Annotated in this window: 14 protein-coding genes; 4 read left to right on the plus strand and 10 right to left on the minus strand. The window is 60.0% G+C overall.

Annotated features, from left to right (window positions below; translation table 11 throughout):
* Positions 1 to 19 precede the first annotated feature (19 nt).
* Together IEY47_RS09830 and IEY47_RS09835 are read right to left on the minus strand one after the other, a co-directional pair.
* On the minus strand, positions 20 to 910 hold the full coding sequence (locus tag IEY47_RS09830; protein ID WP_188983054.1) for a dihydrodipicolinate synthase family protein: 891 nt from the start codon (positions 908 to 910) through the stop codon (positions 20 to 22).
* A 228-nt stretch (positions 911 to 1,138) separates the two neighbouring features.
* The gene (locus tag IEY47_RS09835) at positions 1,139 to 2,092 is read right to left on the minus strand and encodes a LysR family transcriptional regulator (RefSeq protein ID WP_188983402.1); all 954 of its coding nucleotides are present in this window, start codon (positions 2,090 to 2,092) and stop codon (positions 1,139 to 1,141) included.
* 369 nt (positions 2,093 to 2,461) lie between these two features.
* Between IEY47_RS09835 and IEY47_RS09840 the strand changes: the two genes are divergently transcribed.
* From IEY47_RS09840 to IEY47_RS09855, 4 genes are all read left to right on the plus strand, one after another.
* Entirely contained in the window at positions 2,462 to 3,499 is a 1,038-nt protein-coding gene (locus IEY47_RS09840; protein ID WP_188983055.1) for a quaternary amine ABC transporter ATP-binding protein, read from the plus strand.
* A gap of 54 nt (positions 3,500 to 3,553) precedes the next feature.
* Entirely contained in the window at positions 3,554 to 4,519 is a 966-nt protein-coding gene (gene proW / locus IEY47_RS09845) for a glycine betaine/L-proline ABC transporter permease ProW (protein ID WP_188983056.1), read from the plus strand.
* Between the two features lie 110 nt (positions 4,520 to 4,629).
* A complete protein-coding gene (proX, locus tag IEY47_RS09850; protein WP_229779385.1) occupies positions 4,630 to 5,610 on the plus strand; it encodes a glycine betaine/L-proline ABC transporter substrate-binding protein ProX in 981 nt (326 codons plus the stop codon).
* A 63-nt stretch (positions 5,611 to 5,673) separates the two neighbouring features.
* Entirely contained in the window at positions 5,674 to 7,011 is a 1,338-nt protein-coding gene (locus tag IEY47_RS09855) for an MmgE/PrpD family protein (protein ID WP_188983058.1), read from the plus strand.
* A 164-nt stretch (positions 7,012 to 7,175) separates the two neighbouring features.
* Here the strand turns inward: IEY47_RS09855 and IEY47_RS09860 are convergent, their stop codons facing one another.
* The 8 genes from IEY47_RS09860 to IEY47_RS09895 form a co-directional block, all read right to left on the minus strand.
* Entirely contained in the window at positions 7,176 to 7,391 is a 216-nt protein-coding gene (locus IEY47_RS09860) for a TOBE domain-containing protein (RefSeq protein ID WP_188983059.1), read from the minus strand.
* Between the two features lie 33 nt (positions 7,392 to 7,424).
* The gene (gene ssuB / locus IEY47_RS09865; protein ID WP_188983060.1) at positions 7,425 to 8,225 is read right to left on the minus strand and encodes an aliphatic sulfonates ABC transporter ATP-binding protein; all 801 of its coding nucleotides are present in this window, start codon (positions 8,223 to 8,225) and stop codon (positions 7,425 to 7,427) included.
* On the minus strand, positions 8,222 to 9,016 hold the full coding sequence (ssuC, locus tag IEY47_RS09870) for an aliphatic sulfonate ABC transporter permease SsuC (protein ID WP_188983061.1): 795 nt from the start codon (positions 9,014 to 9,016) through the stop codon (positions 8,222 to 8,224). Before ssuC ends, ssuB begins: the two co-directional genes overlap by 4 nt.
* 169 nt (positions 9,017 to 9,185) lie before the next feature.
* Positions 9,186 to 10,334 (minus strand): FMNH2-dependent alkanesulfonate monooxygenase, encoded by a 1,149-nt coding sequence (gene ssuD / locus IEY47_RS09875; RefSeq protein WP_188983062.1) that lies wholly within the window; start codon positions 10,332 to 10,334, stop codon positions 9,186 to 9,188.
* Between the two features lie 115 nt (positions 10,335 to 10,449).
* Entirely contained in the window at positions 10,450 to 11,421 is a 972-nt protein-coding gene (locus IEY47_RS09880; RefSeq protein ID WP_188983063.1) for a sulfonate ABC transporter substrate-binding protein, read from the minus strand.
* A gap of 144 nt (positions 11,422 to 11,565) precedes the next feature.
* Positions 11,566 to 12,150 carry an NADPH-dependent FMN reductase gene (gene ssuE, locus IEY47_RS09885; RefSeq protein ID WP_188983064.1) on the minus strand — a complete coding sequence of 195 codons (585 nt, stop codon included), beginning with the start codon at positions 12,148 to 12,150 and terminating at the stop codon, positions 11,566 to 11,568.
* Positions 12,151 to 12,206: 56 nt separating this feature from the next.
* Positions 12,207 to 12,845 carry a peroxiredoxin gene (locus IEY47_RS09890; RefSeq protein WP_188983065.1) on the minus strand — a complete coding sequence of 213 codons (639 nt, stop codon included), beginning with the start codon at positions 12,843 to 12,845 and terminating at the stop codon, positions 12,207 to 12,209.
* 204 nt (positions 12,846 to 13,049) lie between these two features.
* The gene (locus tag IEY47_RS09895) at positions 13,050 to 13,976 is read right to left on the minus strand and encodes an NADP-dependent oxidoreductase (protein ID WP_188983066.1); all 927 of its coding nucleotides are present in this window, start codon (positions 13,974 to 13,976) and stop codon (positions 13,050 to 13,052) included.
* Between the last annotated feature and the right edge of the window lie 19 nt (positions 13,977 to 13,995).

The following is a 13,995-nucleotide window of genomic DNA, read 5'->3' on the forward strand; positions in this document are numbered from 1 at the left end:
GCCTCCCGCAGCGAACGCATCAAGCACGATAGGAAACAAGCCGGTCGTAGATTTCGCCGAAGGTGGCTTTCTCTTCATCGGTGAGCGGAAGCAGCGGCGCACGCGCAGGCCCTGCTTCTATGCCCGCGAGCTCGCAGCCGTATTTCACGTACTGGCAAAACTTGCCGCCCTGCTCCAGCAGGTTGAGCATCGGCAGGATTCGGCGCGCCAGCTCGCGGCCTTTGACGAGATCGTTTTCAAGCACACACGCTTGATAGAGCGCGACATGCTCGGGCGCGAGGAAGTTGGAGGCTCCACCGACCCAGCTGCGACTGCCCCACGCGAAGTACTCGAGAATCTGGTCATCCATTCCGCAGCTGGTCTGGATCTGATCCTGGTAGTCATTGAGCAGCGTGTGCATCCGCTCGATCGACCCGGTGCTTTCCTTGATCGCCTGGAAATTAGGGCGGGTCTTGAGACGGTTGAGGAAATTCCAGGACATCTCGGTGCCGGTACGCCCGGGGAAGTTGTAGAGCATGATCGGCAAGCCCAGTGCATCATCCACACGGCACGCGTGGGTGAACAGTTCGTCTTGGGTGGGCTGGCAGTAGTAAGGGGCAGCCAGCAGGATGCATTGATAACCTGCGGCGCGTGCATGCTTGCCGAAGGTGATCACGTCATCCGTCGTGGTGGCATTGATCCCGGCCATGAGCGGAATGCGCTTGGCGGCATGGTCGGCAATGAAGTCGAAAAGCTCGAAACGCTCTTCGCGAGACAATGCGTAGTATTCACCCGTCGTGCCTCCGACGATCAGCCCGTGAACACCCTGATGGATCAGGTTATCGATCGCCTTCGCCACTACCGGATAATTGATATCTCCCGTATCCGTGAATGGCGTAATTATTGGAGTCCACACACCTTCGAAATTCATATGCCCGCCCTGGTTTATTGTCGTTCAATGGCGAGACAGTAAAAGTCTTATCGAGGGCCCAGCAAGAAACATTTCCTGCCCACAATGAATAATCCAGCGTTATTGATTCAATGTATGCGAGGGCATTTCCGCCGTTATTCAGGCGCACCTTAAATAGCAGGCAAGTAAGCGGTCGCTAATCAGGGATTATTCAATAACTTCAAGTAAGGCATTTTTAGAGAAAGCTCTTCAATCGAATCGAGACAACAACCAGTCACGCAGCCGGCAACAGGCATCATCGTTCTCGCGGTCTTCCCTGAACGTCAGGTAATGCATGCTTTCGCTCAGCACCAACTCCTGCTCGACCGGGCGCACGAGCGTGCCGTTGGCGACGAAGCTGGAAACCAGATGATTCCAGCCAAGCGCCACGCCCTGATGGGTCAGGACCATACCGATCAACAGGTTGTAGTCGTTGGCGTTGAAGATATGTGGGCTTTCAGGGCTGCGCTTCTCGATATCGACATGCTGAAAATTCAGCCACACCCCCCAATCGACATGCTCCGCCACCTGCGAACGGCCATAGGGGCTGAGATTCAGCAGGACGCTGTCACGCAGCCCTTCCAGGGTCCGTATCTCCGGATGGCTCTCTAGATAGAGAGGCGTGCAGACCGGGTACACAACGTCATGACACAGCGGATAACTGCGGTATCCATCGTGGATCTTCGCCATCTTGGTGATGAAGATATCGGGCCGAGCGCCCGGCTCCATCGACAGGAAATTCTGCGTGGTGATGAGATTCAGGTCGATGTCCGGGTTCTGGCTGAAGAACGTCGGCAGATGCGAGGACAACCACAGCGCGGAAAACGCGGGCGAGCAGCACAGCGTCACTACCCGCTTGCTGGTGTGATGGCTGCGAATGCGTTCCGCTGCCTGGTAGATATTGACGAACGAGAGCTGCGCCGCGTCGAAGAAAATGGAGCCCTCGACCGTCAGCTCCACCGCGCGCCCCGTGCGTTTGAACAACTCCGCACCCAGGTGGGCTTCCAATTCGCGAATCTGCCGACTGATCGCCGCTTGCGACACACACAGCGCTTCAGCCGCACGGGTAAAACTCTGGTATTTGGCCGCTGCCACGAATGACCTGACCGCCCGCAGGGACGGCATTTTCAGCAGAGTCATATCGGGGTCAGCGTGCTTGGCCATGATTGAGCAGGTCTCGTCCGGACGTTTCGACATGCGCCTCTCAACAAAGGCAGCCGGCGGAGCGTAGCGCAAAGCCTTTTCGCCAGCTACACGCCCCGCTTCTTGCCCGACTTGAACACCTCGTCAATACCAATTCGATCATCAATAACTTGGAGTTATTAACTGCGGGCTGAAAATGTCGTTGGATGCCCGCCTTTTGATCGTAATAGATTGGACCTGCACGTTAATCGAACGATAAGACATTCAAAATAAGAACAGGAAGGCTTGCCGTGCGACCTATCACGATCTCTCTATTTAACTGCCAGAAAGAACTCAATCGTATTTCTTCGACGCGATATAAATTCTCGCGTCTATGCAGCGGAGGGAGCCATGAATAGCGCTGACGATATTCTATCTGTCCAACATATATATAAGATCTTTGGTGCACAGCCCGAACTTGCAATGGACATGTTGAATGCTGGCGCTGATAAAAGTGAGATATTTCAAAAAACGGGGCAGGCCGTTGGTGTATTCGACGCCAACTTCTCCGTAAGACGCGGCGAGATATTCGTGATCATGGGGCTTTCCGGATCAGGGAAGTCGACAATGGTTCGCCTGTTCAACAGGTTGATAGAGCCAACATCCGGTTCGATTCAAATCAACGGCAAGGAAATCACCGGGTTACCGGACAAGGCCCTGCTCGACGTTCGCCGCAAGGACATGAGCATGGTCTTCCAGTCCTTCGCGCTGATGCCGCACATGAGCGTGCTGGTCAACGCCGCGTTCGGGCTCGAAATCGCCGGCATGTCCGAAAAGGAACGTAACGCTAGGGCGATGGAAGCCCTGCAACAGGTAGGCCTTGCCGGCTACGAACATTGTTACCCGCACGAGCTTTCTGGAGGTATGCAGCAACGGGTCGGGCTTGCTCGGGCACTCGCGAGCGATCCGGCAATCCTTCTGATGGACGAAGCGTTTTCCGCACTCGACCCTTTGATCCGTAGCGAGATGCAGGGCGAGTTGATCCGACTGCAGGCCGAGCAGAACCGCACCATCATCTTCATTTCCCATGACATCGAGGAAGCGATTCGGATCGGTCACCGGATCGCGATCATGGAGGGTGGAAAAGTCGTCCAGATCGGCACACCGAAAGACCTCTTGTGCAACCCCGCCAACGACTATGTGCGGGCCTTCTTCAAAGGCTTTGATACATCGAAGGTGCTCAAGGCCGGTGATGTCGCACAGCTCGATCCCTCCGAAGCGTTCACACCTTCGCCAACCGCGCCCTCCGTTCGCTCCGACACCCCGCTGCAGGACATCTTCCATATCGTCGCCAGTGCAGGCAGACCCGTCGCGGTCCTCGACAGCCAGGGTCTCTTCCAGGGCACGATCTCGCCGGCCCAGCTGCTGCAAACGATGAGCCGCCACTGACGCTCGACTGCGTTTTTCGTCGGCGGCTCACGTCGATTACCGAGGTAAATCTCCATGTCCGATTTCAACCTGCTTGATCCGTTCGCGTCCGTCCGCGTCCCTGTCGGTTCCTGGGTGGAAAGCTCCCTGACCTTTCTCGTCCAGAATTTCCGAGATGTGTTCCGCTCCATTCGCTGGCCCGTCGATCAGGTGCTTTCCGGCATCCAGAGCGGATTGTTATCGGTCCCTCCTACGATATTCATCATCCTGGCCGCATTGATCGGTTGGCAGGTAGGCGGCCGCCGTATCGGCGCCATGTGCGCCATCACGTTGACGATGATCGGTTTGGTCGGTGTCTGGAACGACGCCATGGTCACGCTGGCACTCGTACTGACGTCGCTGTTCTTCTGCGCGGCCATCGGTATTCCACTGGGCATCCTCTGCGCCGCGAGCAACCGGACCGAAGCCATACTGCGCCCCGTACTCGATGCGATGCAGACGCTACCCGCCTTCGTCTATCTGGTGCCCGTGGTCATGTTGTTCGGTATCGGCAACGTGCCAGGCGTAATGGTCACCATCATCTTCTCCATCGCACCGCTGGTACGCCTGACCAACCTGGGTATCCGCCAGGTGCCGGCCGATAAGATCGAAGCGGCGCGCGCATTCGGCTGCACACCACGGCAGATGCTGCTTCGCGTGCAAATGCCTTTGGCGGCGCCGACGATCATGGCCGGCGTGAACCAGACGCTCATGCTGTCGCTGTCGATGGTAGTGATCGCCTCGATGATTTCCGTCGGCGGGCTGGGGCTCATGGTCCTCCAGGGAATCGGTCGCCTGGACATGGGGCTCGCCTCGGTCGGTGGCATCGGCCTGGTGCTGTTGGCCATCTTCCTCGACCGCCTGACACAGGCCATGGGCGAACGCACGAACAAGGCGGCACCTGGAACACGCTGGTTCCAGTCAGGCCCGCTCGGCCTGATTTTCCGCGCCAAGATCAGCAAGCCCGTACCCGCCGCGACACCCCAATCACAAACCGAATAAGGGTCCAGAACGCGGCACCTCATTTAAACCTGCCATTAAAAAATGTCGAAAAGGTAGTCCAAATGAAAGCAAACGGTCTGAGCTTCAAACGTGGGATTGTCCAATGCGCGATGGCAACGTCGCTGCTGTTGAGTGCATTCGCCGGCAGTGCCAATGCCGCGGAGCAGCCAGGAGACGGCGTCGAAGTCACGCCCATTTTCCCGACCATTTCGGAAGAACGTTTTCGCGGCGAAATCGCCATGGCGGGCCTGAGCGAACTCGGCTATGACGTCCAGAAGCCGAAGGAGACGGACTACCCCGCGATGATGCTCGCGCTGTCCTACGGTGATGCCGATTTCACGGTGCACATCTGGGAACACCTGCACGCCGCGTTCTACGAGAAAGCCGGCGGTGACAGCGCCATGGTGAAAGTGGGCGATGCCATGAAAGGCGTGCTGCAGGGTTACAAGATCGATAAGAAAACGGCGGATCAGTACAACATCAAGTCGCTGGAAGACCTGAAGAAGCCGGAGATCGCCAAACTGTTCGACAGTGACGGCGATGGCAAAGCGAACCTCACGGGCTGCAACCCGGGCTGGGGCTGTGAACTCATCGTCGAGCATCAACTGAAGGCCTACGGACTTCAGGATGCCGTGACCCACGATCGCGGTTCCTATTTCGCGCTGATGGCCGACGTCATCACTCGCTACAAGGAAGGCAAACCGATCCTTTACTTCACCTGGGTCCCACAGTGGATCGACAGCGTGCTAGTGAACAACAAGGATGTCGTCTGGCTCCCCGTACCCTACACCGACCTGCCGGACGGCAAGAACGACGTGAACACCACGTTCGATGGCATCAACCTCGGCTCCGCCGTCGACACCATCAAGACCGTGGCGAGCAAGGACTTCGCCGAGGACAACCCCGCCGCCATCGCATTCCTCTCCCGTTTCCATATCGAGCCGAAGGATGAAAGCGAGCAGAACCTGAAGATGCATAACGGCGAGAACTCGCAAGCCGACATCAAGCGCCACGCCGATGAGTGGATCGCCGCTCACCGCGCCGAGTTCGACTCATGGCTTGCCGCGGCCCGTGCCGCCGCAAAAGAGTAATTCTTTCAGGTATCAGCCAGAGGGCGCTTTCGGGCGCTCTCTTCCGTTAAGGAGATAAGGCACATGACCGCTCTAAATTTCACCCGCACGCTCGAATTCCACCGGGTTCCGCCCTTCACTCGCCATCTGGTCAAGACGTGCCTGCTGGACATCATCGGCACCGGCGCGGGCGCGCTTCGCAGCAAGGCGAGCGGCGCCGCGCGTGAGTATGCGGTGGAACACCATCCTGCCGGTCGGCTAGGTGCGCGTCTGCTGTTCGACGGGCGCCGTGTGCACCCGCTGGGTGCGGCCTATGCCGGCGGTTTCACCATCGACAGCCTGGATGCCCATGAAGGCCACTTCACGTCCAAAGGTCACGCTGGCGCAACCGTGGTACCGGCCATTCTGGCTCTCGTCGACGCCTATCGTGCAGGCGGGTCGGAGATTTCGGGCAAAGAGCTGCTGGCATTGCTCACCATCGGCTACGAGGTGTCCCTGAGAAGCGGCGTAGCACTGATGGCCAGCGCTACCGACTATCACGCATCGGGTGCGTTCTCCGGCTTGGGCGTGGTGATGGCTGCTTCGCGACTGCTGGATCTCGATTCTGAAACCACGCGTCATGCCCTTGGCATCGCCGAATACTTCGGACCGCGTTGCCCGATGATGCGCCTGATCGACCACCCCTCGATGCTTCGCGATGCCCACGGCGCAGGCGCTTACGCCGGTATCAACGCGGTGTTGATGGCCAAGGCCGGCATTACCGGTGCGCCTGCCGTTACCGTCGAAGACCCGGCCTACGCGCCACAATGGTCGGACCTCGGTAGCCGTTGGGAGATCGATGCGCAGTACTTCAAACCCTGGCCGGTATGCCGCTGGGCACAAGCGGCGCTCAGTGCGCTGACGCAGCTGATGAAAACGCACGAAGAGGTTCGCGCCGATAACGTCGTGGCGATTCGTGTCGAGACGTTCAGCGAGTCGGTCCGCTTGCAGGGCTACACGCCGGCTAACGAAGATGAAGCCCAGTACGCGCTCGCCTTCCCCCTGGCAGCCTTGCTGGTACGTGGGCAGCTCGGTGCGGCGGAGGTCATTGGCGACGCCATCCACTCGCCCGAAATCATTGCGGCATGCCAGAAAATCACCATCGTCGAGGCGGATGATCTATCGGCCAGATTCCCAGGAGAAATCCTTTCGCGTGTACACGTCGAAACGCGCGACGGCCTTACCTTCAGCAGCGAGACGACGGTCGCAAAGGGCGACCCCCTTGATCGCATGAGCGATGAGGAATTCGTCGAAAAGTACAACCTGCTGGCGTATGGCACGCTCGGCCAGGCACGTGCCGATGCCATCCGCGAGCACATCGACGCGCTCGAAGAATCACCCGACTGCGCCGGGTTACTGGAGTTATTGCTGTCACCTCGCTAGGCGTTTCCACGAAAGGACGGCGGTCGGTATGGGGCAGGGTTTCACCGCGTATTTCATCCGGACGTACGTGGGTGCCTACGTCATCGAGCCACGTTCGAGCACCGACGTAATGCGCTGAGCTGAGCACATGACATGCCCAGCCCAACCGCTGAATGCGACCGCGCTCAGAGCTTGGCGATCGACACTTCCGTCGACTTCACGAACGCGATCACCTCGCTGCCTACGTCGAGTTCCAGCTCGCGTACCGAGCGGGTGGTGATGACCGAGGTCACGATACCGGCAGCGGTCTGCACGTCGATTTCCGACAGCACGTCGCCGATGACGATTTCCTTGATGGTGCCTTTGAACTGGTTACGAACGTTGATGGCCTTGATGGTCATGGTCTCTCTCCTACAGCGGATGGGATGAATGGATCAAAGCGCCCAACGCAAATGCGTCGGGAGCGGGTTGGTGGGCTCGGGCTGGTCTTCACCATGCGGCAGCGACAACACCCGGTTGAGTACCTGCGCCTCGAATGCGGCCAACTCGGCAGAGGCCCGCGGCCGTGGGCGCGGCACGGTAACGTCGATATCGAGGCCGATACCGCCCTCCTCAATGAGGATCACGCGATCGGCGACCGCCACGGCTTCGCTGACATCGTGCGTAACCAGCAGGACGGTGAAGCCATGCTGTTGCCAGAGGCGCTCGATGAGCTGCTGCATCTCGATACGGGTGAGTGCGTCCAGCGCGCCCAAGGGTTCATCGAGCAACAACAAACGCGGCTGATGGATCAGTGCACGGGCCAGCGCGACACGTTGCTTCTGGCCACCGGACAAGGCTGCTGGCCACTCATTGGCACGGTCGGCCAGGCCCACTGCATTCAACGCGTCTCCTGCACGGGCCCGCCAGTCACCGGACAAGCCCAGACCGACGTTGTCGATGACGCGTTTCCATGGCAACAGACGCGAATCCTGGAACATCAGACGTGTGTCTTCGCGCGTTTCGCTCAGCGGCTTGCCGCTCGCAAAAAGGCTTCCGCCCGAGGGTTGATCGAGGCTGGCGAGCAGACGCAGTAGCGTGCTCTTGCCGCAACCACTGCGCCCTACGACGGCAACGAACTGCCCCGCCGGAATATCCAGGTCGATGGCCTTGAGGACTTCGCGCTCACCAAATGCCTTGCGAATCCCTCGCAGGGCCAGCGGTGCGCCTCTTTTGATGCTGTGCAGAGCGGTCATTTGGCGCCTCCCTTGACCTGATACGCCGGATGCCAGCGCAGCCATACGCGCTCCAGACTTCGGGCGGCAACGTCGGCCAATTTGCCGAGCACGGCGTACAACAGGATGGCCAGCACGACCACGTCGGTCTGCAGGAACTCACGGGCGTTCATGGCGAGATAGCCAATGCCGCTGCTGGCGGAAATGGTCTCCGCAACGATCAGCGTCAGCCACATGAAACCCAGTGCGAAGCGTACGCCCACGAGGATGGATGGCAGCGCTCCCGGCAGGATCACCTGACGAAACAGCGCGAAACCGGACAGGCCGTAGCTGCGCGACATTTCGACCAGCGCGGGGTCGACGTTGCGAATGCCGTGGTAGGTGTTGAGGTAGATAGGGAACAGCGTACCGAGGGCGACGAGGAAGATCTTCGCGCTCTCGTCGATACCGAACCACAGGATCACCAGCGGGATGAGCGCCAAGTGCGGCACGTTACGGATCATCTGCACGGAGCTGTCGAGGAAGCGTTCGCCCCACTTCGACAGGCCGGTGATGAAGCCCAGCAGCAGGCCGATTCCGCCACCGATGACGAAGCCTACCGCCGCACGCCAGCCGCTGATCGCAAGGTGCGTCCAGATTTCACCGCTGGACAGCAACGCCCAGCCGGCTTCGACGACCGCGCTCGGTGCAGGAAGGATTCGGCTGGATAGCCAGCCGGTGGTGACCGCGAGCTGCCAGAGAGCGATCAAGCCAATCGGCAGGACCCAGGGCGCGATGCGTTGCGCCCATTTATCGGTAGTCGTGTTGCTCATGTGTGTCTCGCGCCTTTTCTAGTTTCTGTCCGTTTATGCGGGGAATGCACCGGCCCCTGTAGGAGCCCACTTGTGGGCGATCGCGGGCGGTCAGTCAGCACAGGATGTTCGGTCGACCCTGATCGCCCACAAGTGGGCTCCTACAAAAAGCGCAGCGGCGTGGGCCTTCTCAACTCGCTGACGCCGCTTTCGGCAGGATGTCGTTCGCGACCATCTCACCGAACGGGCTGATGTAGCCGATGCCATCGCCCTGCTGCGGGCGAGCCACATCGAGGTGCGGGAACAGCAGTTCCGCCACGCGGTACGACTCTTCCAGGTGCGGGTAGCCGGAGAAGATGAACGTATCGATACCGAGGTCCGCATATTCCTTCACCCGCGCGGCGACGGTCGGACCGTCGCCTACCAACGCCGTACCGGCACCACCGCGAACCAGGCCGACGCCCGCCCAGAGATTTGGGCTGACCTCCAATTGATCGCGACGACCTTTGTGCAGCGCCGCCATGCGTTGCTGGCCCAAGGAGTCGAATCGAGCAAAGGCTGCCTGGGCCTTGGCGATCATCTCGTCGTCGAGGTTGGCGATCAGGCGATCCGCTGCCTTCCACGCCTCTTCATTGGTTTCGCGGACGATGACATGCAGGCGAATGCCGAAGCGCACGGTGCGCCCCTGCTTCGCTGCCTTCTCGCGAACCTGGGCGATCTTTTCCGCAACCGCCGCAGGAGGCTCGCCCCAGGTCAGGTACAGCTCGACCTGCTCTGCTGCCAAGTCCTGCGCAGCCTCGGACGATCCGCCGAAATACAGCGGTGGGCGTGGCTGTTGCAGCGGCGGGTAGAGCAGCTTCGCGCCCTTCACCTGAATGTGCTTGCCGTCATAGTCGACGGTCTCGCCCTCCAGCACGCGACGCCAGATACGGGTGAACTCGACCGACGCCTCGTAGCGCTCGGCATGGGACAGGTTCAGACCGTCGCCAGCCAACTCATCGGGATCACCACCGGTAACGAGGTTGAACAGCGCACGCCCGCCGGACAGCCGATCCAGGGTCGCCGCTTGGCGTGCTGCGACGGTCGGAGAAATGATGCCGGGCCGTAGCGCGACGAGGAATTTCAACCGCTGCGTGGCCGGAATGAGTGAAGCGGCCACCAGCCAGGAGTCCTCGCAGGAGCGGCCAGTCGGAATCAGTACGCCGCCGAAGCCTAAGCGATCCGCGGCCTGGGCGACCTGAGCGAGATAGCCATGGTCGACAGCGCGAGCGCCCTCGGACGTGCCCAGGTAATGCCCATCGCCGTGAGTGGGTAGAAACCAGAAGATGTTGAGGCTCATGAAATCTCCTTCCCCCGCGTTTTCGCGTGGGGTTTAGAACGGTGTCAGTAGTCATTTTTTTGTGGGAGCGGATCGCCGCCCGATCCACCCCCACAATCACTTAAGTAAACAGCACCTATTGCGCAGCCTTGGCCACGTCGCCAGCAGGCGCTTTCCAGATGGCCTCACTGACGTTCAAGCGTTTGGGAATCAGCTTCAGATCGGCGAACGTATCGGCGATCTTTTGCTGGGCAGCGGCGACGTCTTCATTGATTGGCTGCGCGCCGTACGCTTGTCGCGTAACCGCCAACCGGGTGATCTCTGGCGACAAGCCAAGCAGCGGCGCGACCTGCGCCGTTGCCTCGTCGGGATGGGCTGCCGTCCATTCGCCGACCTTTCGGATTTCATCGATCAGGATCTCGACGACCTTTGGGTTCTTCTCCGCATACGGTCGGGCGGCGAGATAGAACTGATGGTTGCTGACCAGGTTCTCGCCATCCCGCAGAACCTTGGCCTCCAGCTGCTTCTCGGCAGCGCCTTGGAATGGGTCCCAGATGACCCAGGCATCAACGCTGCCGCGTTCGAACGCCGCGCGAGCATCGGCGGGCGGCAAATAGACGGGCTGGATGTCGCTGTACTTCAGGCCGGCGTCCTCTAGCGCGCGAACCAAGAGGTAATGCACGTTTGAGCCTTTATTGAGGGCGACTTTCTTGCCCTTCAGATCAGCCACGGATGTCAGTGAGGAATCCTTCGGTACGAGGATCGCCTCGCTGTGAGGGGCGGGTGGCTCGTAGGCCACGTAGAGCAGATCCGCGCCGGCAGCCTGGGCGAATACCGGCGGCGTCTCGCCCGTGGTACCGAAGTCGACGGAACCGACGTTCAGCCCCTCCAGCAATTGCGGGCCTGCGGGAAACTCGGTCCATTGCACGTCCACCCCCTGTTCGGCGAGACGTTTCTCCAGCGCACCGCTGGATTTGAGTAGCACCAGCGTGCCGTACTTCTGATAGCCGATGCGTAACGACTCGGCCTGAGCGTGCGTAATGGCACCGAAAGCGATGGTCGCGGCAAACAGGGCGACCAGACTCCGGCGCAAAGAAGAAATGCCCATGGCAAATTCCTTGTTCACGTAAGAGAAGGTGTCGGCCTGCTGCCCGTTGGCGGGCTAGTAAGGCGGGTATTTCATCGGGCCGTAGCCCAGATTCAGGCGAATGAATTCGCCCTTACACATTCGGCGATCGCGTTGTGCATGTGATCAGATACTCCAGCGCGCCGTCACCAGTCGCTCGTTGAGCAGGTGTGGTTCGACTGGGCGAGGCCGACGCGCGAGCGCGGCTTCGAATTGCTCCAGCGATTCCAGAAGGCGTTGCTCCAGCACTGCGGATACGGTGCCGCCATTGTCATAGCTCACCTGGCTGTCATCGGCGAACACGCCTTGCAGCAGATCCTGCGCCTTCAAGGCACCGAGCACAGGCTTGAGTGCGTAGTCCACGGCCAGCATGTGCGCGATGCTTCCACCGGTCGCCAGCGGCAGTACCACCTTGTGCTGCAACGCGCGCTCCGGCAGCAGATCAAGCAGCACTTTCAACGCACCGGAGAACGACGCCTTGTACACGGGCGTCGCGACAATAATGCCGTCCGCCTGCTCCACGTGTGCAGCCAGGCCTTTGACCTGTGGGCTGTCGAAACGCGCGTGCAGCAGGTCTTGAGCATCGAAGTCATAAATGCCGTAGCTCACGACCTCGTGACCGTGAGCATGAAGTTCACGCCGCGCGCGTTCCAGCACGACGCCGGAACGTGAGCGGGTGCTGGGGCTCCCGGCCAAGGTAACGATAAACATCTGAATCACACTCCTACTGCGACAGCGAACTGGTCTTTTCCGGGGCCCTATCGGGATCAGCGATTAGGCTGCGGCGTCAGACGCAGGTATGGCCGCACGGCACGATAGCCCTTGGGGAAGCGCTGCTTGATTTCGTCCTCATCCTTCAGCGAAGGCACGATCACGACTTCGTCGCCGTCCTGCCAGTTGGCCGGCGTCGCGACCTTGTGGCTGTCGGTGAGCTGCAGCGAATCCACGACGCGCAGGATCTCGTTGAAATTGCGGCCGGTGCTAGCCGGGTAGGTGATGGTCAGGCGAACCTTCTTGTTCGGATCGATGATGAACAACGAGCGGACGGTCAGCGTGTCGTTGGCGTTCGGGTGGATCAGGTCGTAAAGGTCGGACACCTTGCGATCGGCATCCGCGATGATCGGGAAGTTGACCCGGGTGTTCTGTGTTTCGTTGATGTCGTCGATCCACTTCACGTGGGAGTCGACCGGGTCGACCGACAGCGCGATGGCCTTGACGCCACGTTTGGTGAACTCGTCCTTCAGCTTGGCGGTAAACCCCAATTCCGTGGTGCAGACCGGAGTGAAATCGGCCGGATGCGAGAAAAGAATGCCCCAGCTATTACCAAGCCAGTCGTGAAAACGAATGCGACCTTCGCTGGAATCCTGCTCGAAATCAGGGGCGATGTCGCCAAGTCTGATGCTCATGATGAAGCTCCTTCATGGGTGCGTGGGACGTACTATGCGCAACAGCCCACGCAAATTAAAAAGAATAAATTTTGATTTATTTATTCCTTTATCGAATTACGAGTTTTGATCCTTTGGGATCGCAGATCAATCGCGGGCCCGACGGGTCGCCGCCCGGCCCGCAAACAATCATCGTCATGGCAGAGGGAGGGTGAACGGGCTTCCTCAATCACTCACGCGGATGACGATCTTGCCCCGTGTGTGCCCTTCCTGACTCAAGCGGAACGCCTCTGCGGTTTCTTCAAGGGGAAAGACCTTGGCGATCGGTACGTTCAGGCGACCCGAGGCCGCCATTTCGGCCAGTACGGCCAGGTCATCACGGTCTGGTCGTACCCACACCCAATGCCCGCCCCTCTCCGCCACGGTGTCGTCGGTGATAGAAGCATGGCGACCCGTGCCCTGACGTAGCACCGCGAGCGTTTCATCCCGCACTCCGCCGATGAAGTCGGCCACGAGATCGACCCCCTCCGGCGCTAGCGCCTTGACCCGCTGGACCAAGCCCTCCCCATAGGCGACAGGCTCGACACCCAGGTTCCGGAGGTAGTCGTGGTTCTTTTCCGAAGCAGTACCGATAACCCGCAAACCCATGTCCCGTGCGATCTGCACCGCATGAAGACCGACGCCACCCGTCGCGGCGTGCACGAGTAATGTCTCGCCCCGCTTTGGCGCCATCCGCTGGAGGACCTGATAGGCGGTCAAACCCGCCAACGGTAAAGAGGCTGCTTCGTCCCAGTTCAGCCCTTGCGGCTTTTTCGTCGCCGCCCGCGCGGGGACGGTGGCGTATTCGGCGAACGTCCCGTCATGAATGAAATCCCGACGTGCATACGCCAGGACTTCATCGCCCGGCGCGAACTCGGGCACATCGAATCCGGTGGCTTCCACCACTCCCGCAACATCCCAGCCCGGGGTAACCGGGAAATAAACCTGCATGACCGGGTCCAGCTCGCCGGCCAGGATTTTCCAATCTACCGGGTTCACTGATGCGCGACGGACCTTCACCAGAATCTCGCCAGGGCCGACCTTTGGCTTGGGCTGCTCGGTTATGCGGAGTTGTTCGGGGCCGCCGTAGGCGTCGTAGGTTACTGCCTTCATGCCTGTCTCCTTTGATCGA

The sequence above is a fragment of the Pseudomonas matsuisoli genome, from assembly GCF_014647635.1.
Classification (GTDB): domain Bacteria; phylum Pseudomonadota; class Gammaproteobacteria; order Pseudomonadales; family Pseudomonadaceae; genus Pseudomonas_P; species Pseudomonas_P matsuisoli.

Excerpts from the sequence above, each read along its gene's own strand:
- IEY47_RS09860 (WP_188983059.1), bottom strand. The coding sequence starts at position 7,391 with ATGACCATCAAGGCCATCAACGTTCGTAACCAGTTCAAAGGCACCATC.
- IEY47_RS09890 (WP_188983065.1), bottom strand. The coding sequence starts at position 12,845 with ATGAGCATCAGACTTGGCGACATCGCCCCTGATTTCGAGCAGGATTCC.
- proX (WP_229779385.1), top strand. The coding sequence starts at position 4,630 with ATGGCAACGTCGCTGCTGTTGAGTGCATTCGCCGGCAGTGCCAATGCC.
- ssuD (WP_188983062.1), bottom strand. The coding sequence starts at position 10,334 with ATGAGCCTCAACATCTTCTGGTTTCTACCCACTCACGGCGATGGGCAT.
- IEY47_RS09840 (WP_188983055.1), top strand. The coding sequence starts at position 2,462 with ATGAATAGCGCTGACGATATTCTATCTGTCCAACATATATATAAGATC.
- IEY47_RS09855 (WP_188983058.1), top strand. The coding sequence starts at position 5,674 with ATGACCGCTCTAAATTTCACCCGCACGCTCGAATTCCACCGGGTTCCG.
- IEY47_RS09895 (WP_188983066.1), bottom strand. The coding sequence starts at position 13,976 with ATGAAGGCAGTAACCTACGACGCCTACGGCGGCCCCGAACAACTCCGC.
- IEY47_RS09830 (WP_188983054.1), bottom strand. The coding sequence starts at position 910 with ATGAATTTCGAAGGTGTGTGGACTCCAATAATTACGCCATTCACGGAT.
- IEY47_RS09880 (WP_188983063.1), bottom strand. The coding sequence starts at position 11,421 with ATGGGCATTTCTTCTTTGCGCCGGAGTCTGGTCGCCCTGTTTGCCGCG.
- ssuB (WP_188983060.1), bottom strand. The coding sequence starts at position 8,225 with ATGACCGCTCTGCACAGCATCAAAAGAGGCGCACCGCTGGCCCTGCGA.
- proW (WP_188983056.1), top strand. The coding sequence starts at position 3,554 with ATGTCCGATTTCAACCTGCTTGATCCGTTCGCGTCCGTCCGCGTCCCT.
- IEY47_RS09835 (WP_188983402.1), bottom strand. The coding sequence starts at position 2,092 with ATGGCCAAGCACGCTGACCCCGATATGACTCTGCTGAAAATGCCGTCC.
- ssuC (WP_188983061.1), bottom strand. The coding sequence starts at position 9,016 with ATGAGCAACACGACTACCGATAAATGGGCGCAACGCATCGCGCCCTGG.
- ssuE (WP_188983064.1), bottom strand. The coding sequence starts at position 12,150 with ATGTTTATCGTTACCTTGGCCGGGAGCCCCAGCACCCGCTCACGTTCC.